This is a genomic window from uncultured Sphingomonas sp. (assembly GCF_964244235.1).
GTDB lineage: Bacteria > Pseudomonadota > Alphaproteobacteria > Sphingomonadales > Sphingomonadaceae > Sphingomonas.
In genome coordinates this window covers 1-19,404 of sequence record NZ_CAXTII010000051.1, presented here as the reverse complement: position 1 = coordinate 19,404, position 19,404 = coordinate 1, and the positions used below count along the sequence as shown (strand labels likewise).

Sequence of the window (19,404 nt, the reverse complement as noted above, 5' to 3'; positions counted from 1 at the left end):
CCCGCCGACAAGGCCGCCGCCAAGAAGGGCGTCAAGTATCGGGAGCGCAAGGCGCACAAGGCGTCGTTCAAGGCGTGATCCCTTATCCGTCATGCCGGGCTCGTCCCGGCATCCAGAGCCGCAGAGGATGACCCTTGTGGCCCTGGACCCCGGCACGAGGCCGGGGTGACGATCGGATGGGTTAGACAAGCCCGCATGGGCACCTATATGAGCGGCGGGGGCGGTCAAAACGCGCTCCGCCGTTTTGTTTGGGCACCCATGAAAGTAACACTTTCATGGGAACTTTGTTTCCGGGACGATCAGACGCATGGCATCCGCAGCCGACCAGATGGCGCAAAGCATCAACCTCGCGAAGTTCGCGAAGGCGACCGACCTCAAGAAGCGGCTGTGGTTCACCATCGGCGCGCTCGTCGTGTTCCGGATGCTGTCCTTCGTGCCGTTGCCGGGCATCGACCCCACCGCGCTCGGGCTATTGTCGCAGCATACCGCGGGCGGCGTGCTCGATTTCTTCAACGCCTTTTCGGGCGGTTCGCTGAAGCGGATGAGCCTGATCGCGCTTGGCGTGATGCCGTACATCACCGCGTCGATCGTGGTGCAGCTCGCCACGTCGCTCAGCCCGCAGCTCGCCGCGATCAAGAAGGACGGCGAGAGTGGTCGCAAGCGGCTGAACCAGTATACCCGCTACGGCACCGTCGCGCTCACCGCGATCCAGGGCTATTTCATTGCCGTCGGGCTGGAAACGCTTGGCGCGAACCAGGGTGTTCAGGCGGTGGTCGATCCGGGCATGCTGTTCCGCGTCGTCGCGGTGGTCAGCCTGATCGGCGGTACGATGTTCCTGATGTGGCTGGGCGAGCAGATCACCAGCCGCGGCATCGGCAACGGCGTGTCGCTCATCATCATGGCGGGTATCGTCGCCAATCTGCCGACGACGCTCGTCAACCTGATGGAGGGCGGACGGTCGGGATCGATCGACGCGGTGCGTCTGATCGGCATCGTCGTCGCGGTCGTGTTCCTCGTCCTGTTCATCTGCTTCATGGAACGCGCGCAGCGGCGGATCCTGATCCAGTACCCAAAGCGGCAGACACAGCGCGGGATGCAGGCAGATCGCAGCCATTTGCCGCTGAAGATCAACACTGCGGGTGTCATCCCGCCGATCTTCGCTTCCTCGCTGCTGCTGATGCCCCTGACGATCAGCCAGTTCGCGGGACAGCGAGTCGCGGGGGCGAGCCGTTGGGGCGACATTATCATCTCGCTCAACCAGTATCTTCAGCATGGCGCGCCGCTGTACATGTTGCTGTACGGTGCCGGGATCGTGTTCTTCTCGTTCTTCTATACCGCGGTCGTGTTCAATCCCGAAGAGACTGCGGACAATCTGAAGCGCTATGGCGGGTTCATCCCCGGTATTCGCCCCGGCAAGAATACCGAGACGTATTTCGATTACGTGCTGACGCGGATCACCGTCATCGGTGCCGGCTATCTCGTGATCATCTGCCTGCTGCCGGAATATCTGGTATCGGCCCTGTCGATCCCTTTCTATCTTGGCGGCACCAGCCTGCTGATCGTCGTGAACGTCACGATGGATACGGTCACGCAGATCCAGAGCCACTTGCTCGCGCAGCAATATGGCGACCTGATCAAGAAGGCGAAGCTGAAGGGGGGACGGCTCCGTTGAGCCGCGCCCTCGCAGGCATGGGAGTGTAGCCGCGTGAACATCATCCTTCTCGGGCCACCCGGTGCGGGCAAGGGCACGCAGGCGGCGCGCCTGGTCGCCGAACGCGGCATGGTGCAGCTTTCCACGGGCGACATGCTTCGCGCCGCGGTAAAGGCGGCGACTCCGGTGGGATTGCAGGCGAAGGCAGTAATGGAGTCGGGCGGGCTGGTGTCCGACGACATCGTCTCCGGTATCATCGGCGAGGAACTCGATCGGCTGGACGCGGCGACGGGGGTCATCTTCGACGGCTATCCCCGCACCGCGGCGCAGGCGCAGGCGCTGGATGGCCTGCTGTCCGCGCGCGGCCGTTCGCTGGATTACGTGGCCGAGCTGGAAGTGGACGAAGATGCGCTCGTCGAGCGGATCGTCGGTCGGTACACCTGCGCGCAGTGCGGTGCGGGCTATCATGATGTATTCAAGCTGCCGAAGGTTGCGGGCGTGTGCGATGTCTGCGGATCGACTGCGTTCAAGCGTCGGCCGGACGATAATGAGGAAACCGTGCGTACGCGCATGGCCGAATATCGCGCGAAGACCGCGCCGATCATCCCGCTTTACGAAGCGCGCGGGCTGGTGCGCCGGGTGGACGGGATGGCGGATATGAATGCGGTGGGTGCGGCGATCGCGGGGATATTGGACGCGTAGCGGTCGCGCTGACCGCACATACTACCCGTTCCCCCGCGAAAGCGGGGGCCCAGGGGCCGCAGGCGATGTCGCTCGTAACCCTGGGCTCCCGCTTTCGCGGGAGACAGGATTATCGTGATCGGGGTTCTGCCACCCTATCCACGCCAACCGTGACGCAATAGGCATGTCCGGGTCATCGCGCAGGTTACACCGCCGTCCTATCCTCTCAACCAAGGCCACCACCACCGGCGGCCGGCCATCTTCCCGATCGGTGTCCGCCCCCCCGGGGTGCCGTAGAGGCCGGCAGGGACATGCTTTCCGCCGGCCTTTCGGTGTATAGGGGGTTCGAAAGCTGCCAGGAGAACCCCTGCCAATGTTCCGCAAGCCGTGAGTCGAAAGATCCTGATCGTCGAGGACGACGCCTCGACCGCCGCCTATCTCGCCAAGGGACTAGGGGAGGCGGGCTATTCGGTCGAGACCTGCACCGACGGCCGCGACGGCCTGTTTCTGGCGAGCGAGGGCATTTTCGATCTCGTGATCGCGGACCGGATGTTGCCGGGCATCGACGGGCTCGCGATGATATCCGCGATCCGCGCCGCCGGCATCCAGACGCCTGCGCTCGTCCTGTCGGCGCTTGGCAGCGTCGACGACCGGGTCGATGGATTGCGGGCCGGGGCGGACGATTATCTCTGCAAGCCCTTCTCCTTCGTCGAACTCTCCGCCCGGATCGAGGCGCTCATGCGTCGTTCGGACCGGGTGACTGCGGAGCCGCAGAAGACGCGGCTGTCCGTCGGTGATCTGGAGATCGATTTGCTTGCACGAAGCGTGGTGCGCGCCGGCCGATCGATTCCGCTCGGCGCGCGCGAGTTCAACCTGCTCGAATTCCTCGCGCGGCATGCGGGGCAGGTGGTCACGCGTACGATGATGCTGGAAAAGATCTGGAACTATCATTTCGATCCGGGTTCGAACGTCGTCGATGTCCATATCGGCCGGCTCCGCCGCAAGCTGGAGGACGGTTTCCCCACGCCGATCCTGCATACCGTGCGCGGCGCGGGCTATCGCCTTTCGCCCGAGGGATGAGCGCGGCGCATCGGCGTCCGTCCCGATGATGCGGTTTTCGGTCACCACCCGGATCGCGCTGTTGGGGATCGCCCTGGCGCTGGTCGCCGACCTTGCGCCGGTAGGGTTCGTGTGGCGGCAGACGCGCGGTGTGGCGATCGATACGCTTCGGCGCGAGACGGTCGAGCAGTCCGACGCGATGCGCGCAGTCTTCGCCGCGGGCGGATTGCCTGCGGTCACGAATGCCATCGACCAGACGCGCGCGCCGGGCGATCGATCGCTGCTGCTGGCGGTACTGGACCCGCAGGGGCGACGGATCACGGGTTACGCGCCTCCCCATATCGGCGTTCCGATCGTGCCAACCGAATTCCGGGTCGACGATATCGACAACAGCCCGTCGACGAGCGACGTCGGTTACGCGCTACATCCGATCGGCCGCTACTGGCTGCTGGCGGGGCGGAGCCTCGATCTCGTTGAAACCGAACAACAGGCGATCGCACGCGCGCTCGCGCTGGCGGTGGTCCTGGCGCTTGGGCTCGGGGTCGTCGCGGGGATCGTCATCGCGCGCTATGTCGGGCGTCGGCTCGACCGGATAGCCTCGGTCGTCGAGGCGGCAGGGGGCGGCGATCTGTCGCGCCGCGTCGCCACACAAGCCGGTGGTGCAGGCGACGCGTTCGATCGCCTCGCCGGCCGGCTGAACGCGATGCTGGCGAAGGTCGAGGGGCTGATGGCGGAGCTTCGCGTAGTCACCGACAGCCTGGCACACGACCTGCGCTCGCCGCTGGCGCGGCTACGGACCAAGACCGAGCAGGCCGTCCTGATCGCCGACCCGGCACAACGCGAAGCGGCGCTTGGCGGATTGGTGGCGGAAACCGATCTGGTGATGCGGATGCTGACGATGGTCATCGAGATCAGCCGGTCCGAATCGACTTCGCGCGATCGCTTCATTCGTGTCGCGCCCGCCGATCTCGTCGAGGAGATCGCGGAGTTCTACCAGCCCGTCGCGGAAGAGGCCGGGCTGCTCTTTACCACGGCGGTCGAGGACCGGCCGGCACCGATCGCTCTGCACCGCGAACTGTTGAGCCAGGCGATCGCGAACATGATCGACAACGCGCTGAAGCACGGCGCGGCGGGGGGCGAGGTCACGTTGCGGCTGGCGCGTACCGCGGGTGGCGTCGCGATCCAGGTGGAGGACCGCGGCCCGGGCATCGCGGCGATCGACCGCGCACAGGCGACCAAGCGGTTCGGCCGGCTGGACAGTGCGCGATCGACGCCGGGGGCGGGGCTCGGGATGGCGCTGATCGACTCGGTCGCGCGATTGCACGGCGGGCGGTTCGAATTGGCCGACAATGCGCCGGGACTGGTAGCGCGGATCGTGCTATGCCACTGAGCGGCAACGGTAAGCTGCGCGTGCATTAATGCGTGAAGCCGCTTGCTTGACAGCGTGATCGCCCGCCCCTAATCACTTCGGCTCCGAGACACCGGTTTCCGGCGGCGCTATATTGCGTTCGTCGCTTTTATGCGTTGGAAAGCGGTGTCGGAGCCACGCGTCGATATGGGGATCGTGCAGCCATGCCGTCCCTGTGGAGCTAGGAGATAATTGTTCATGGCACGTATCGCGGGCGTCAATCTGCCCACCAACAAGCGCGTCGTCATCGCGTTGACCTATATCCACGGCATCGGTTTGACCAAGGCCAAGGAAATCACCGCCAAGCTGGGCATCGCCGATGCCGCGCGTGTCCAGGACCTGACCGATCAGGAAGTTCTCCAGATCCGCGAGACGATCGACGCCGACCATACGGTCGAGGGCGATCTGCGGCGCCAGACGGCGATGAGCATCAAGCGGCTGATGGACCTGGCCTGCTATCGCGGCCTGCGTCATCGCCGCGGTCTGCCGGTTCGCGGCCAGCGCACGCACACCAACGCGCGTACCCGCAAGGGCAAGGCGAAGCCGATCGCGGGTAAGAAGAAGTAGCAGGGAAAGCGCGGGGCGCTTTCCCGCCACTTCTTTTCCGCCGGAGCGAGGCACGAGGCTGACCGCCCGCCGCTCTCCGTACCAGGATACAAGGTCAGGATACGACTTCAATGGCACAAGCCCCGCAGCGCCTTCGCAGGCGTGAACGCAAGAACATCACCTCCGGCGTCGCGCACGTGAACGCCAGTTTCAACAACACCATGATCACGATCACCGACGCGCAGGGCAACACGATCTCCTGGTCGTCCGCCGGTACGATGGGGTTCAAGGGATCGCGCAAGTCCACGCCCTACGCCGCGCAGGTCGCTGCCGAGGACGCTGGAAAGAAGGCCGCCGAACACGGGGTCCGTACCATCGAGGTCGAGGTCAAGGGCCCGGGTTCGGGTCGCGAATCGGCGCTTCGTGCGCTGCAGGCGGTCGGGTTCCAGATCACGTCGATCCGCGACGTGACGTCGATCCCGCACAACGGCGTTCGTCCTTCGAAGCGCCGTCGCGTCTGATTATCCGACCCCTGGCTGACGAGCCGGGGGGTCTTTTTCGTCCAAGGCCGCTGCAGCCCTCGCGCCGGCCCAACATCAGGGGACACCGCTTTGTCCGTCAACGCAAAGAACTGGCAGGAACTCAAGAAGCCGAGCGGCCTGGAAAAAAAGGCTGGCAGCGACGGCAAGCGCAAGGCGACCTTCGTCGCCGAACCGCTGGAGCGTGGGTTCGGCCTGACGCTCGGCAACGCGCTGCGCCGCGTATTGCTGTCGTCGCTTCAGGGCGCGGCCGTCACGTCGATCAAGATCGAGAATGTCCTGCACGAATTCTCGTCGCTGGCCGGTGTCCGCGAGGATGTGACCGACATCGTCCTGAACGTGAAGCAGATCGCGCTTCGCATGCAGGGCGAGGGGCCGAAGCGGCTCCAGCTGTCGGCCACCGGCCCGACCACGGTCACCGCAGGCGACATCGCGGTGTCGGGCGATATCGAGATAATGAACCCCAAGCTGGTGCTGTGCCATCTCGACGAAGGTGCCACGCTGAACATGGAACTGACCGCCGATGTCGGTAAGGGCTATGTCGCGGCGGTCGCCAATCGTCCGGCGGATGCGCCGATCGGCCTGATCCCGGTCGATGCGCTCTATTCGCCGGTGCGTCAGGTCTCGTACAAGGTCGAGAACACGCGCGTCGGGCAGGAACTCGATTACGACAAGCTGACGCTGACGATCGAGACCGACGGCACCGTGACCCCGGAAGACGCGGTGGGCTATGCCGGCCGTATCCTGCAGGACCAGCTGGCGCTGTTCGTCCACTTCGACGATTCGTCGGTACGGTCGGCCCCGATCGGCCAGGCGGTGCCTGTTTCGACGAGCGAGACCTCGGGCGATACGCAGCAGATCAACCGTTATCTGCTCAAGAAGGTCGATGAGCTGGAACTGTCGGTGCGATCGGCGAACTGCCTGAAGAACGACAACATCATCTATATCGGCGATCTGGTCGGCAAGACCGAAGCCGAGATGCTCCGGACCCCGAACTTCGGCCGCAAGTCGCTCAACGAGATCAAGGAAGTTCTTTCCAGCATGGGCCTGCGCCTCGGCATGGAAATTCCTGGGTGGCCGCCGGAGAATATCGAGGAAATGGCGAAGAAGCTAGAACAAGAGATTATGGGGTAAGCCTGCCGTCCGGGATTAAGCGCGCTTAATCCCGTGGCAATCGGCAGGCCCGGCCGACGGGGCCGAAGGCTCCGTTCGACGACGCGGCTTTGCCGCGGCGGGGTTAAGAAGAAGCTGGGCTCCGGGTCAAGTCCGGGGTGACGGATTTGAAAGGTGGTCCCGTCGCCACCTGGATCGGGGTACCTGGCACGGCCCCCCTACGAACGAAGGAAATACCCATGCGTCACCGTGTAGGCGGCCGTAAGCTACAGCGGACCTCGGCCCACCGCATCGCGCTGTTCCGCAACATGTCGGCGGCGCTCATCAAGCACGAACAGATCACGACAACGGTCGCCAAGGCGAAGGAGCTTCGCCCCTATGTCGAGAAGCTGATCACGCTCGCCAAGAAGGGTGGCCTGTCAAACCGCCGCCTGGCGCATGCGCGGCTGCTCGATGACGTGCAGCTGTTGAAGCTGTTCGACGTGCTGGCCGAACGCTATGCCGCGCGCAACGGCGGCTATGTCCGCATCATCAAGGCGGGCATCCGCGCATCGGACGCCAGCCCGATGGCGGTGATCGAGTTCGTCGACCGCGATGTGTCGGCCAAGGGCCAGGATTCGGGGCCGGTGATGTCGGACGACGAGTTCGACGAGGCGGCCTGAGCTGCGTCGTAGCCGTACATCAGCTCGCGCCCCGGCGAAGCCGCGTCGTCGGCCGTTGCTTCGCGACGCCGTCCGCGGTCGGCGATTGACCCGCGATTAGCTTCGGCTAATTGCGGACGCCGACCATGCAACAGCCCGACAGCATCCTCATCGTCGATTTCGGCAGCCAGGTAACGCAACTGATCGCCCGCCGCGTCCGCGAATCCGGCGTCTATTGCGAGATCGCCCCGTTCCAGTCAGCCGAAGCTGCGTTCGACCGGATGCGCCCCAAGGGCCTGATCTTGTCCGGCGGCCCCGCCTCGGTGACCGAGGAAAACGCCCCCCACGCCCCGCAGCATTTCTTCGACGCCGGGCTGCCGATCCTCGGCATCTGCTACGGTCAGCAGACGATGTGCCAGCAATTGGGCGGCGAAGTCGTCGTCTCAGGCGACGGCGGCGAATTCGGCCGCGCCTTCGTCGAGGTGAAGGGCCAGTCTGCGTTGTTCGACGGACTGTGGCAGCAGGGCGGGCGCCACCAGGTGTGGATGAGCCACGGCGACAAGGTGACGGGGCTGCCCGACGGTTTCGTGCCGGTCGCGGTGTCGGACGGTGCGCCCTATGCGGTCACCGCGGACGAAGCGCGCCGCTTCTACGGCGTGCAGTTCCACCCCGAGGTCGTCCACACCCCCGATGGCGGCAAGCTGATCGCCAACTTCGTCCACCGCGTCTGCGGGCTCGGCGGCGACTGGACGATGGACGCGTTCCGAGCCGCCAAGGTCGCGGAAATCCGCGCGCAGGTCGGATCGGGCCGCGTCATCTGCGGACTTTCCGGTGGCGTGGACTCGTCCGTCGCCGCGGTGCTGATCCACGAGGCGATCGGAGAACAGCTGACCTGCGTCTATGTCGATCACGGCCTGATGCGCGCCGGCGAAAGCGAGCAGGTCGTCTCGCTGTTCCGCAACCACTACAACATCCCGCTCGTCCATGTGAACGCGGAAGACCTGTTCCTGAACGGCCTCGCCGGCGTCACCGACCCCGAGGCGAAACGGAAATTCATCGGCAAGACCTTCATCGAGGTGTTCGAGGCCGAGGCCGCGAAGATCGGCGGTGCGGACTTCCTGGCGCAGGGGACGCTCTATCCCGACGTAATCGAAAGCGTCAGCTTCACCGGCGGGCCGTCGGTGACGATCAAGAGCCACCACAATGTCGGCGGCCTGCCCGAACGCATGAACATGAAGCTCGTCGAGCCTCTACGCGAATTGTTCAAGGACGAGGTCCGCGTGCTCGGCCGCGAACTGGGGCTGACCGAAGCGTTCGTGGGGCGGCATCCGTTTCCCGGCCCCGGCCTCGCCATCCGCATTCCCGGCGAGGTGACGAAGGAGCGCTGCGACATCCTTCGCAAGGCGGACGCGATCTACCTCGAGGAAATCCGCAGCGCCGGCTTGTACGACGCGATCTGGCAGGCGTTCGCGGTGCTGCTGCCGGTCAGGACGGTCGGCGTGATGGGCGATCACCGGACATATGAGTCGGTCTGCGGACTGCGCGCGGTGACGTCGGTCGATGGGATGACGGCGGACGTCTACCCGTTCGACGGCGCGTTCCTGTCGCGCGTGGCGACGCGGATCGTCAACGAGGTCGCCGGGATCAACCGGGTGGTCTATGATTACACGAGCAAACCGCCGGGCACGATCGAATGGGAATGAGGGGAATGGTTGTCGCAGCTTACCTTTGACCGCAATTAGCTGCCGGCCCGTTGTAGATCGATTTTCTACCGCCGTTGCCTAAACGGCCAAGTTCTGCTCGTTCCCCGTCGCAGAAGCGATCTGCATCAGATCATCGGGCATATAAATCTGTGTGCTGGACCTATCGAGCTTTAGCGTAGAATGGCGCGCCAATAGGCGGGTTCCCCCGCTCGACCATATGATGGACTGACGATCAATCTTGCGCCGGCTCGTGCGGCGCATAAACGATTCGACAGCCTGCCGCTTCCGAAGGAGTCCCCGATGGCGCTCAATCACGTTCGTCCAGGTCCATCTTTGCTCGCCGATGCGCCGGCCGGGCCGGAACTGAAAGCCTCAAAGGCATGTGTCGCGATGCGGGGCGCAGGGACGGTTAGTGCGCATGAAACGGAGGGAGGTTCTCAACCGGTCGAGTGCTCGGCGGACTGACCGGCGCCAAAGCCGGCACGCTTTAGGATCTGATCGACGCTGCGGTCGCGAGCCGCCGAAGGAGCGCCGATCACCTTGGCGACGAAACGCTGACGCAGTGCTTCGATCTCTGTGGTGTCGGCGGCATCGGTAACGTAATCGTCGATGTCGGTGGGTGTGATTCCGGCCCGGTCGGCGAGCAGCTTTTCCGTGATCGCCATACGGTCGCGCATCACCCAGACTTCTTGGACCAACGCCATCAGTATGCGGCCAAGGTCTTCGGTGCTCGATTTGTCGATATAGGGCTGGTCCATTTTAAACTTCCGCAGGCTTGGTCGCGCGCGTGATCCAAGGATAGCCGCCCTGGCCCAGCGCGTAGCTTTCGACGCCGGTGAACCCTGCCGCGCGCAATTGATCGTCCAGGCTGGAGTGCAGCACGGCCGAGAAGAACGGCTCGGCGCGGTTCTCGGTTTCCCAGTCGAGGATCACGGCCTGGAAGAGATCGACCGCCCGGAACGGCGGCGGATCGCTGATCACGATATCGGCGCCGCGCTTCATGATGCGGAACATCTCGCCGAGCAGCCGGGCATTGGCCTTGGGCGGCAATTCGTGATGCAGCGCATAGGTGATCACGCCGTCGAAACTCTCGTCCGCTTCACCGGTGGCGGTGGCATCGGCTTGTTTCAGATGGATCGGAATGCCCAGCCGCTCGGCGAGCCTGTGCCCGTTGCGCAGCAGCGACGGCGACAGGTCGCAGCCCACCAGTTCGGCCTCGGGAAACACCGTGTGGAGCGCCCGAGCGGTGGTCGCGCCGCCGCAACCCGGTTCGAAGATCCGGCCATAGTGCGATTTCGAAAATTGGCGGACCGCGTCGATGCGCTGGCTGGCGATATCGTCACCGACACCGACCGCGGCATAGCCGCCCTTCGCGAAGACGAACGGGCCGACCCCGAACGCGAACAGTGCGCCGTACAGGTCGTAGCCGTCCCAGCCGCCCGGTTCGAGATGCCAGTCGATCTCGGTATAGTAACGCGGCGCGGCGATCGCGTCGGCAAGCGTCAGCGATCCGCCGACCGGATCCGGCTTGGGTCCGCCGAAGAATGCCTCGAACTGCGCGCGCCGTTCCTCGATCGCGGGAATCCCCGAATTAAAATTCTCCTCTGCGACCCAGCGTTGCAGGAAGCGTTCGAGTCGGAACAGCGGATCGCCATCGGCGATCGCGCGAGCCTTGGCGATACGGTCCCGACCGCCCTGGCCCCGCGTGTCGGCGACATGATCGGCGGACAGGGCGGCGGCTTCGGCATTCGCCTCGAATGCTTCGCGGGCGGCAGGACGCAATGTCGATGCGGCGAAGGCCTGGATCGTGCCGAGCACTTCCATGCTCGACCGGCCGCGCTGGCTGAGGCCGATCGCCGGCTTGGGCCGATCGCTCGAGCCGTTCAGGCCGCTCTCGCCAAGCTTCGTGATGAACGTCACGCTTTCGCCTCCGCAATTCCGTCGCCTCCGTCGCGACATCGATTCCGCTATACGGCGCTATAGGCGTTGAGTCTGTCGATGCCCACGCAAATGCCCGACAGGTGATCATCCGGAACACAGGCTCGCCATGCCCGGCCCGGAGGTCTATTCGTAGCCCATGGACGGGAGATGGTCACCCATGGATTATCGGCTAGCCCAGCGCGGACGTGCGCTGATCGATTTCGAAGTTGGCATCCGCCATGCGGCGGGACGGTTGCAACGGGAGCTGGAGCAGGATCTGGCCGCGAAGGACATCACCGCGGATACGCTGCCCGACGATATGGACGAGCGACACGACGTGATCGCCGGCGCGCTCGGCGGATACCCGCGACATCGTACGTGGATGCTGCTCGGGGATTGGGGTGCTCGGCAACATGGCCGCGCGTGCGAGGCGGCGTTCGAGGAGGTCCGCCCAACCATCACCCGGCAACTGGAGGCGCTGCGCGAGGGCGGCACAACGCTCACCGTATCGGACGACTTTTCCCCGCCGACCTATTGGTCCGACGTATGGTTCCACCGCACGACCGGCGGTTGGGACGCATCGGACTATAACGGCTTCGTGCATGGAGAACTGGTCCATCGGCGCTATGTCGCGCGGATTTTCCCCGGCAACATCTATGCGCAGCGCCATGATCTGCTTAACGAACTGCCCCGCGCGGACTATGGTCGTATTCTCGAACTCGGTACGTCCAGCGGCCATTATACGGTCGCGCTGGCGGACCGGTTTCCGGCCGCCGAGATCGTGGGTGTGGACCCGTCCGCGCGGATGCTGGAACAGGCGCAGCGCGTCGGCAACGAACGTGGCGCTGCCTGGCGCCTCATCGTCGGCGTGGGCGAGGATACCGGGCTGGCCGATGGCCGCTTCGATCTCGTCACATCCTATGCGATTCATCACGAATTGCCGCCGCGGATTATCCAGCGCTGGTTCGAGGAGGCGTTCCGTCTGCTGGTGCCGGGCGGCGACCTGCTGATGGCCGACGTGCCGCGCACACGGGATCTGGACCGGATGACCGCGTGGCGGTTCGATTGGGCGGCGAAATGGGGCGGCGAGCCGTTCTGGCGCGCCGCCGGGCTGGTCGATCTCGCCGCCGGAGCGCGTGCCGCGGGGTTCGTCGATGTCCGTACCGGCGGCATCGGCCCGTCGGGCAACCCATATTTCGTCTATGGACGCAAACCCGATGCGTGATCGCACCCCGGCCCGCACGATCCTCGAACCCGCGCAGATCAACGAGGTCGCCGCCGCGGTGCTGGCGCTGGGCCGCGAAATGTGGACGCTGCGCGACCGGCTGACCATCCTGGAGGCGGTGCTGGAAAAGCACGGCATCGATGCGACCGCCGAGATCGACGGGTTCGACGTCGATCCGGCATTGCAGGCACGGCTGGACGCGGACCGCGACCGCATGATCGGCGCGCTCGCCGCCGCCTTTGCCGGCGACGCCTGAACACGGCACGCTTTCAAATCCAGAATGTCGACCCTGCCGCGCCGATCCGCCGCGGTTGACGACCTTGCGTCGATGCGGCCCGGCAATGCGCCTTGCCAGCCTAGCGGAGTCTGATCGACAGGTGGTCAACATCAATGACGGAATTGCGACACGCGGTCGCCCGCGTCACGTTTGTGGTGCAGCGGTTCGGAACAGAAGCCGAAAGGCGGTGACCGATAACTGTAGTCGTATTCGGCCCGACACAATGTTTGGCTGCTATCCTTGGGGGGAAATCATGCGTCAGACGCTATTCGCATCGACGATCGCACTATTACTGACGACGGCCGCGCCGGTCTGGGCGCAGAGCGCCGCGCCTGCGGTTGACGTGCGGAATGCCGCCGACCAGACCGATGACCTCGCTGCCGGCGACATCGTTGTCACGGCCCGTCGCACCGGCGAACGCCTGCAGGACGTGCCGTTGTCAATCACTGCGATCGGCGCCGAGGCGCTGACCAACCGGTCGATTACCAGCCTTTCCGATATCGCCGGCTACACGCCAGGGCTGCAGTTCCGCGATTTCGTCAGCGGTTTCAACGGCAACGTGACGATCCGCGGCCTGGCGCAGGCAAACGTCCAGAATGCGGTCGCCAACACCGGCGTGTTCGTCGATGGGGTGTATCTCCAGCGCGGCTACATGGCCAATTTCACGTTGGCCGATATCGAGCGGATCGAGGTCGTCAAAGGGCCACAGAGCGCGCTATATGGACAAAATACCTTCTCGGGCGCGATCAACGTCGTCACCAAGAAGCCGAGCAACACGCTCAAGGTCGATGGTTCGGTTACGGTAGGCGATTACGACCGCGTCGAATATCGCGCCGGGATCGGTGGCCCGATCATTCCCGGTATCCTGAGCGCGCGCGCCTTTTACGGGCGGTCGATGTACGGAGGTACCCTGCGTAACAATTTCCCCGGGCTTGGCAGCGATTTCTCACGCTTCGGCGGGTTCGATCGGGAGAGCTATTCGGGCGCGGTGCGCTTCACGCCGGCCGATAATCTGACCATCGACGCATCATACTCACGTCTCGATCGCTCGGAAGAGCAGAAGCCCTATTATTCGGTTGATGGTACCTTCGTCGAGGACAAACTGAATTGCGGTCCGCTGAATGCGTTCGGTAGTCCTTCGTTGCTTTGCGGCGTCTTGCCGACCGATCCTTCGGGTCTGCGATCGAATGTCAATCCCAATCGCCCGGCGGGCCTGAGTTCGGTGCAGCAGCCCGATATCGTGTCCAAGACCGAGGTATACCGTGCCAGCGCTGAGTGGAAGTTCGCGGGCGCGATGACGCTGTCCTATGTTTTCGGCAAAACCAGGGGTGAGGCACAGGAGAATTTGGCGTTTCCGGCGAATACCTTCAACCCGACTGGTCGGCCGACGATCTCGCAGCAGAAGGAAGGTGGGGTAATTGATTTCGAAAGCCACGAAGTACGGCTCGCTTATGACAAGGGTGCGCCGTTAAAGGCGGAGATCGGCTACTACCATTCAGATGCGACCGACAATTTCGTTTTCGGGCTCCGCTTCGTCGCACCGAACACGCCGTTGTTGCAATTGTCGTCGGATCCGCTTTCCACTTCCGGCCTGACCGTCCCTTTTACGATCCAGAAGACAAAATACGAAACCAATGCCGTCTTCGGCCGAGTCTCGTATGATTTCCTCAAAGACAAGGCAAATATAACTGCCGAGGGTCGCTATAACCGCACCGGCGTGGCTCTTGATGATATCCTAGCGCGCGGTCGCGAGACCGCCGCCGGCCGCGATCCTAACATCCTGCGGCCAATCCTGCAGAGCAATTTCAGTGATTTCAGCCCGCGCATTACTGCGCAGTACAAGCTGACGCCTGAGAATCTGGTCTATGCGTCTTCTGCACGGGGCGTGAAGGCCGGCGGTTTCAACGGCTACGTCGCCTCGACTACAGTTCTGCTGCCCTCGGAACAATCTTTCAGCCCTGAGAAAAACTGGACTTACGAGATCGGATCGAAAAATCAATTGTTCGGTCGCACGCTGACGCTGAACGTCGCGGCTTTCTATATCGACTGGACCAATCAGCAAACGCGTGTCGTCCCCGCCAATTTCCCAACGGGCAGCACAAACCAGGGAATCGTTCCGCCGTCGATCTATGCGGCAGTCGGCAATTCGACCAATTACGGCGTCGAACTCGACGGGCAGTTCCGCCCGGTGCGCGACCTCGCGTTTAACTTCTCGTTCGCCTACTCGAATCCAAAATACAGCAAAGGATCGGTCGATCCGGGTTACATCAACATCTGCGACAACATCGTCTGCAATCGCAATGGCGATATCAGCGGCAATCACATTCCCGGAACGCCGCGGTTCTCGGGTTCGATCGGGATCGACTATACCCGCCGCTTCGCCAACGATTGGGCGTTGTTCGGCGGCGTGGACGCCAATTATCGGGGCAAGCAATATGTCGAGACGGTCAACATCAGCCAGTTCGACGATTTCACCCTGGTCAACACGCGGATCGGCGTCGAACATAGTGGCGTGCGCGCGTTCTTCTTTGTGAAGAACCTGTTCGACAAACGCTATCTGGAAAGTGCGTTCGTCATCCCCAGCCTGAGGCAGGTGGTGCCGTCGTTCGGCGAAGGCCGTACGCTCGGATCGACGCTCGCCTTCAACTTCTGAAACCGCTCCGTCGGCACCCGCGCAGGTCACGCGGGTGCCGAACAGCTTCACTCAGCCGGCTGGGACGCTCGCGCCATACCGCCGAGCAGCCGCCAGCGCCCGCCTTCGCGAACCCAGTTGTGGATCACGTCGAAGCGCTCGTCCGCCGCGCTGCCGTCAGGATGTCGGGTGCGATGCGTGGTATAGTAGATCACCGCGGCATCGCCGTTGAGCGAGAACGCGACCGGCGTCATCGTCAGTATCTCGCGATTGTCCGCCGCCATCCGCCCGGCGAGCGCATGCAGGCTGTCGACGCCTGCCGGCGCCGGAATGCGCGGCGGCCAGGCGAGATAATCGCCGGCAACGTGATCAATATAGGGGCGCATGTCGCCGCGGCCGCGGGCGGCGTAGATCGCCTGCTCCAGCGCCCAGATTTCCGCCTGCGCGGCGGCCTTGGTCTGTGGCGGGCGTGCCAGGGCAGGCGTGGCGATCGCCAGCGCGCAGGACAGGATGATGGCAGGTCTGATCATGGTCGCTCTCCTGATGGGACGATAAGGTTAGATCGGTTAACCGCGGGCGCCGCCGTGTAGCCGAGAGATTATCCGCGTGGCGATCAGCTTCAACGCGGGCGAGCGCGACGATCGGCGATCGGCTATCATCTTAGTTGATCGACGGAGCGACCGATGCCGACACTTGCTCTCTGGCTGGCCCTTCTCGCGCAGGTGACGTCCGGTTCGACGGTCGCTCGGGATGCGCCGCCGCCGCCCGACTATGGCGATCCGGCGAACTGGGCCGCGCGGCCCGATCGGCCTGGGCCGGCGCAATCGGTGCCGACCAACGCCACACCGCTCGCGCGGCGCCCGGCGGTGGACGTATTCTATATCCACCCGACCACGTTCCGCAGCGCCGAACAGTGGAACCAACGCATCGACGACGCCGCGACCAACAGCTGGACGGATCGCAGCGTGATCGCGCGACAGGCGAGCGTGTTCAACGGCTGCTGCCGCGTGTTCGCGCCACGCTACCGCCAGGCCTCAACGCGTGCCTTCGCGGAGATGGCGGGTGAGGGGGCGAAAGCCTACGACCTTGCTTACGGCGATGTCGTGCGCGCCTTCGATTCTTTCCTGGCGAGCGCGCATGGTCGCCCGTTCATCCTCGCCGGGCACAGCCAGGGCGCGCTGTTCGTCACTCGCCTGCTGGCCGATCGGATTTCGAGGACACCACTGGCCGCGCGGATGGTCGCCGCCTATGCCATCGGCGTTCCGGTAAAGCGCGGTGCTGGTGGGGTTCCGCCCTGCGACCGGCCCAAGCAGACCGGCTGCGTCATCAGCTGGAACAGCTTCCTCGCCGGTAGCGATACAAGCGCCTATTTCGCTCGCACGCTCGGCGTCGTATCCACAGCCGACGCGGCCAGCACACTGGTATGCACCAATCTCGCGGCAAAGAATGCTGCCACCGCGTTGCCCGGCGCGGCGATTCCGGTCGGCCTGCAACCGCTGCGCCGGCAGAGCGTCAGAGCGACATGCGTCGGTGGCGTGTTGGCGGTGCAACCCGATCCCGCGCTGGAGCTGACGCCGCTACCCGGCGGCAATATGCATTTTCACGACATCGCCTTGTTCTACGGCGAGCTGCGCGCCGATGCGATCCGGCGCAGCGCGGCCTATCGAAAGGCGCATCCGTGACGACACGGCGACAGGTACTGGCATTGGGGGCCGCGGCAGGCGTGACCCTGTCGTCGCGCCTGCCGGCGGCGCTGCGAGAGGCGGCACCATGGACTGGTGGCGGCGATATCGCGGTTGGCGGCGGCACGCTGCATTACGCCACGATGGGGAAGGGGCCACCGCTGGTCGTGTTGCCCAAGCTAGGCGGGTGGATCGCCGACTGGCGGCTGGCCGCGCCGTATCTCGCGCAGACGCATACCGTGATCGCATTCGATCCGCCTGGGCACGGCGGATCGGCGATGAACGGGCCGCCGCCGTATATCATGACCGTGCCCGAATGCGCCGCCGCGTTGCTGGCGGCGCTCGACGAAATCGGGGTGGAGCGCTTCGCCGTGGCGGGCAATTCGCTGGGCGGGGTGATCGGTATCGTCATGGCGGCATGCTGGCCGGGCCGGATCGAGAAGCTCGCGATCCTGAGCACCAGCCTGATCGGCGCGATGGACCGTGCCGCGATCCGTGAGCAGGATGCCGGGCGCGCCGATGCCACGTCGATGTTGCCGGCGGCGGAGCGCAACCGCCTGTTCGGAACGCTCGATCCGCGCGTGACCGAAGAGCAGGAGCGCAGCAGCGCGATCGCCGGCGGCTGGCTGCGCGCGTGCGAGCGCGGCGTGGGTCGGGTGGGCGTCACCGATTATCTGCCGCGCATCGTCGCGCCGACGTTGCTGCTCAACGCCGATCGTGGCCGCTACGCCAAATATGCCGAGGTCGGGCTGCGCCTGATTCCGCATGCGCGCGCGGCGGTGATCGCGGATGCCGGGTCGTTCGTCCATCAGGAGAAACCGCGCGAGACCGCTGCCGCCATCGCCACCTTTCTGGCCGGGTGACGCTCAACGGCACTCCGTGGTGGCATGGGCAAATCTGCGGGGACGGAATCGAACGCCCGTCACCGCGGCGCGCAGGAAGGCCAATGAGGCACCTTGCACGATCGCGACGGCGGCCGGGTCTGCCGGATCGGTGCCAAGCGTCAGCGGCTGGCCGCCGACGCCGCCCAGGAAATGGCCGGCATCGGCCAGCGTGACGAGGCATGAATTGCCGCCCGCCGCACGGCGATAGGCATCCGCATGCCACGTCGCATCGCGCGGCGACATGGCCGACCGATCGCGCGCGCCGATGATCGTCAGTGCCGGCACGCGCATCGCCGACCAATCGGCATCGAGATAGGGCGCGCGGGCCTGCCAGTCCGCCGCCAGGCCGTCAAAGCCACCCGGCGGCGATAGCAGGAGCACGCCGCGGATGCGCCGGTCGCCGAGCGGCTCGGCGCCTCTGACGGTCATCCCGGCGAGCAATGCGACGCTGTGGCCGCCGAACGAATGGCCGGCAGCGACGACGTGGGTCGGGTCCGCGTTGCGCAACATGGCGGGCGATTGTCGGACCAGGTCCGGCCAGCGATCGAGCGCCGCGACCAGATCGTCGCCGCGGCTGCGCCAGACGGACGCGCGGCGCGCATCGTCTGCGGCGAGGTTCAGTTTGCGCGAATCGAGATGCGTCGGCTGCACGACGATGAAACCATGATCCGCCCAATAGCGAACGAGCGGGGCATAATCGTCGCCCGAATAGCCGGCGCCGTGCGAGAAGAGCAGGATCGGCAGACGCCGCCCGATCGTCGGCGCGGTGATGCGATAGGAGATCGTGCCACGATCGCCCGGCTCGATCAGGGCAAACGTCGCGGAAACGGTGCGGGCGGCGACCGGCGATGCGATCGCGCACCACGCCGCCATTGCCACGATCAGGATCGTCCGAGCATTTCTCATCCCACGCATGCGACCATCTTTGTTGCGCGCCGCCAACATGAGCGGCGTATCTATCCGTCGTACGGATAAAACGCGCGGGTGCGCTTCCCGTCCTTGCCGTCGCATGATGCGTGTGAGACGAAGACCTTATTGGCGGGAAACATCATGGCGAGCACTTTACGGATACCGGCGACCGCCGCCGCACCGCTGTCGTTCGGTATTTGCGCGGGTTGGGGGCTGGGGACGCTCGCTGTCGCGGCGCTGTTCAATGCCGTGAACGTGTTGCTGCTGCGCTATGTGGTCGATTTCGTCGGGATCGGCGCGGCGCTTGCCGGCTCGCTGATCGGGCTGTCGAAGCTTTACGATGCGGTGATCGATCCGCTGGTCGGCGCGGCGAGCGACCGGACACGATCGCGCTGGGGCCGGCGGCGGCCGTTCTTGCTGTTCGGCGGCGTGCTACTCGCCATCGCGGCGCTGCTGTTGTTCAACGTGCCCTCCGGCCTGTCGGCACAGGTCAAGGTCGGGTATGTGCTGGTCGCGTTGCTGGCCTATGCGACC

At 64.8% G+C, this 19,404-nt stretch carries 19 protein-coding genes; 15 read left to right on the top strand and 4 right to left on the bottom strand.

What is annotated here, in order from left to right; all coding sequences use genetic code 11:
- Positions 1 to 307: 307 nt before the first annotated feature.
- From secY to guaA, 9 genes are all read left to right on the top strand, one after another.
- Positions 308 to 1,672 carry a preprotein translocase subunit SecY gene (secY, locus tag ACFE7D_RS09665; RefSeq protein ID WP_375395217.1) on the top strand — a complete coding sequence of 455 codons (1,365 nt, stop codon included), beginning with the start codon at positions 308 to 310 and terminating at the stop codon, positions 1,670 to 1,672.
- A gap of 33 nt (positions 1,673 to 1,705) precedes the next feature.
- A complete protein-coding gene (locus ACFE7D_RS09660; RefSeq protein ID WP_375395216.1) occupies positions 1,706 to 2,353 on the top strand; it encodes an adenylate kinase in 648 nt (215 codons plus the stop codon).
- Positions 2,354 to 2,719: 366 nt separating this feature from the next.
- Positions 2,720 to 3,412, top strand: a complete 693-nt coding sequence (locus ACFE7D_RS09655) for a winged helix-turn-helix domain-containing protein (RefSeq protein ID WP_375395215.1) — start codon at positions 2,720 to 2,722, stop codon at positions 3,410 to 3,412.
- 25 nt (positions 3,413 to 3,437) lie between these two features.
- Positions 3,438 to 4,781 (top strand): sensor histidine kinase, encoded by a 1,344-nt coding sequence (locus tag ACFE7D_RS09650; RefSeq protein WP_375395214.1) that lies wholly within the window; start codon positions 3,438 to 3,440, stop codon positions 4,779 to 4,781.
- Between the two features lie 216 nt (positions 4,782 to 4,997).
- Positions 4,998 to 5,366 (top strand): 30S ribosomal protein S13, encoded by a 369-nt coding sequence (rpsM, locus tag ACFE7D_RS09645; protein ID WP_375395213.1) that lies wholly within the window; start codon positions 4,998 to 5,000, stop codon positions 5,364 to 5,366.
- A 110-nt stretch (positions 5,367 to 5,476) separates the two neighbouring features.
- On the top strand, positions 5,477 to 5,866 hold the full coding sequence (gene rpsK, locus ACFE7D_RS09640; RefSeq protein ID WP_375395212.1) for a 30S ribosomal protein S11: 390 nt from the start codon (positions 5,477 to 5,479) through the stop codon (positions 5,864 to 5,866).
- A gap of 90 nt (positions 5,867 to 5,956) precedes the next feature.
- On the top strand, positions 5,957 to 7,018 hold the full coding sequence (locus ACFE7D_RS09635; RefSeq protein WP_375395211.1) for a DNA-directed RNA polymerase subunit alpha: 1,062 nt from the start codon (positions 5,957 to 5,959) through the stop codon (positions 7,016 to 7,018).
- A 218-nt stretch (positions 7,019 to 7,236) separates the two neighbouring features.
- Positions 7,237 to 7,659, top strand: coding sequence for a 50S ribosomal protein L17 (gene rplQ, locus ACFE7D_RS09630; RefSeq protein ID WP_375395210.1), 423 nt, complete (start codon positions 7,237 to 7,239; stop codon positions 7,657 to 7,659).
- A 125-nt stretch (positions 7,660 to 7,784) separates the two neighbouring features.
- Positions 7,785 to 9,341 carry a glutamine-hydrolyzing GMP synthase gene (gene guaA / locus ACFE7D_RS09625; RefSeq protein WP_375395209.1) on the top strand — a complete coding sequence of 519 codons (1,557 nt, stop codon included), beginning with the start codon at positions 7,785 to 7,787 and terminating at the stop codon, positions 9,339 to 9,341.
- A gap of 437 nt (positions 9,342 to 9,778) precedes the next feature.
- Here guaA and ACFE7D_RS09620 read toward each other — a convergent pair whose 3' ends face one another.
- Positions 9,779 to 10,099, bottom strand: coding sequence for a hypothetical protein (locus tag ACFE7D_RS09620; RefSeq protein ID WP_375395208.1), 321 nt, complete (start codon positions 10,097 to 10,099; stop codon positions 9,779 to 9,781).
- Between the two features lies 1 nt (position 10,100).
- Positions 10,101 to 11,261: a class I SAM-dependent methyltransferase gene (locus tag ACFE7D_RS09615; protein ID WP_375395207.1), complete on the bottom strand. Its 1,161-nt coding sequence runs from the start codon at positions 11,259 to 11,261 to the stop codon at positions 10,101 to 10,103.
- A 178-nt stretch (positions 11,262 to 11,439) separates the two neighbouring features.
- On the opposite strand from ACFE7D_RS09615, the gene ACFE7D_RS09610 reads away from it, so the two are divergent.
- From ACFE7D_RS09610 to ACFE7D_RS09600, 3 genes are all read left to right on the top strand, one after another.
- A complete protein-coding gene (locus tag ACFE7D_RS09610; RefSeq protein WP_375395206.1) occupies positions 11,440 to 12,486 on the top strand; it encodes a class I SAM-dependent methyltransferase in 1,047 nt (348 codons plus the stop codon).
- Complete coding sequence (locus ACFE7D_RS09605) at positions 12,479 to 12,742, top strand: hypothetical protein (protein WP_375395205.1); 264 nt, start codon at positions 12,479 to 12,481, stop codon at positions 12,740 to 12,742. The genes ACFE7D_RS09610 and ACFE7D_RS09605 overlap by 8 nt, the downstream gene beginning before the upstream one ends.
- Before the next feature lie 85 nt (positions 12,743 to 12,827).
- Positions 12,828 to 15,416, top strand: a complete 2,589-nt coding sequence (locus tag ACFE7D_RS09600) for a TonB-dependent receptor (protein ID WP_375395204.1) — start codon at positions 12,828 to 12,830, stop codon at positions 15,414 to 15,416.
- Between the two features lie 47 nt (positions 15,417 to 15,463).
- Here ACFE7D_RS09600 and ACFE7D_RS09595 read toward each other — a convergent pair whose 3' ends face one another.
- Positions 15,464 to 15,925 carry a DUF4440 domain-containing protein gene (locus tag ACFE7D_RS09595; protein ID WP_375395203.1) on the bottom strand — a complete coding sequence of 154 codons (462 nt, stop codon included), beginning with the start codon at positions 15,923 to 15,925 and terminating at the stop codon, positions 15,464 to 15,466.
- 153 nt (positions 15,926 to 16,078) lie between these two features.
- Here ACFE7D_RS09595 and ACFE7D_RS09590 point away from each other — a divergent pair, with 153 nt between their 5' ends.
- Together ACFE7D_RS09590 and ACFE7D_RS09585 are read left to right on the top strand one after the other, a co-directional pair.
- Positions 16,079 to 17,077 (top strand): DUF3089 domain-containing protein, encoded by a 999-nt coding sequence (locus ACFE7D_RS09590; protein WP_375395202.1) that lies wholly within the window; start codon positions 16,079 to 16,081, stop codon positions 17,075 to 17,077.
- Positions 17,074 to 17,940, top strand: coding sequence for an alpha/beta fold hydrolase (locus ACFE7D_RS09585; RefSeq protein WP_375395201.1), 867 nt, complete (start codon positions 17,074 to 17,076; stop codon positions 17,938 to 17,940). The genes ACFE7D_RS09590 and ACFE7D_RS09585 overlap by 4 nt, the downstream gene beginning before the upstream one ends.
- A gap of 3 nt (positions 17,941 to 17,943) precedes the next feature.
- Here the strand turns inward: ACFE7D_RS09585 and ACFE7D_RS09580 are convergent, their stop codons facing one another.
- A complete protein-coding gene (locus ACFE7D_RS09580) occupies positions 17,944 to 18,867 on the bottom strand; it encodes an alpha/beta hydrolase family protein (RefSeq protein ID WP_375395200.1) in 924 nt (307 codons plus the stop codon).
- A gap of 144 nt (positions 18,868 to 19,011) precedes the next feature.
- Between ACFE7D_RS09580 and ACFE7D_RS09575 the strand changes: the two genes are divergently transcribed.
- A partial coding sequence (locus tag ACFE7D_RS09575) for an MFS transporter (protein ID WP_375395199.1) occupies positions 19,012 to 19,404 on the top strand: 393 nt, incomplete at its 3' end.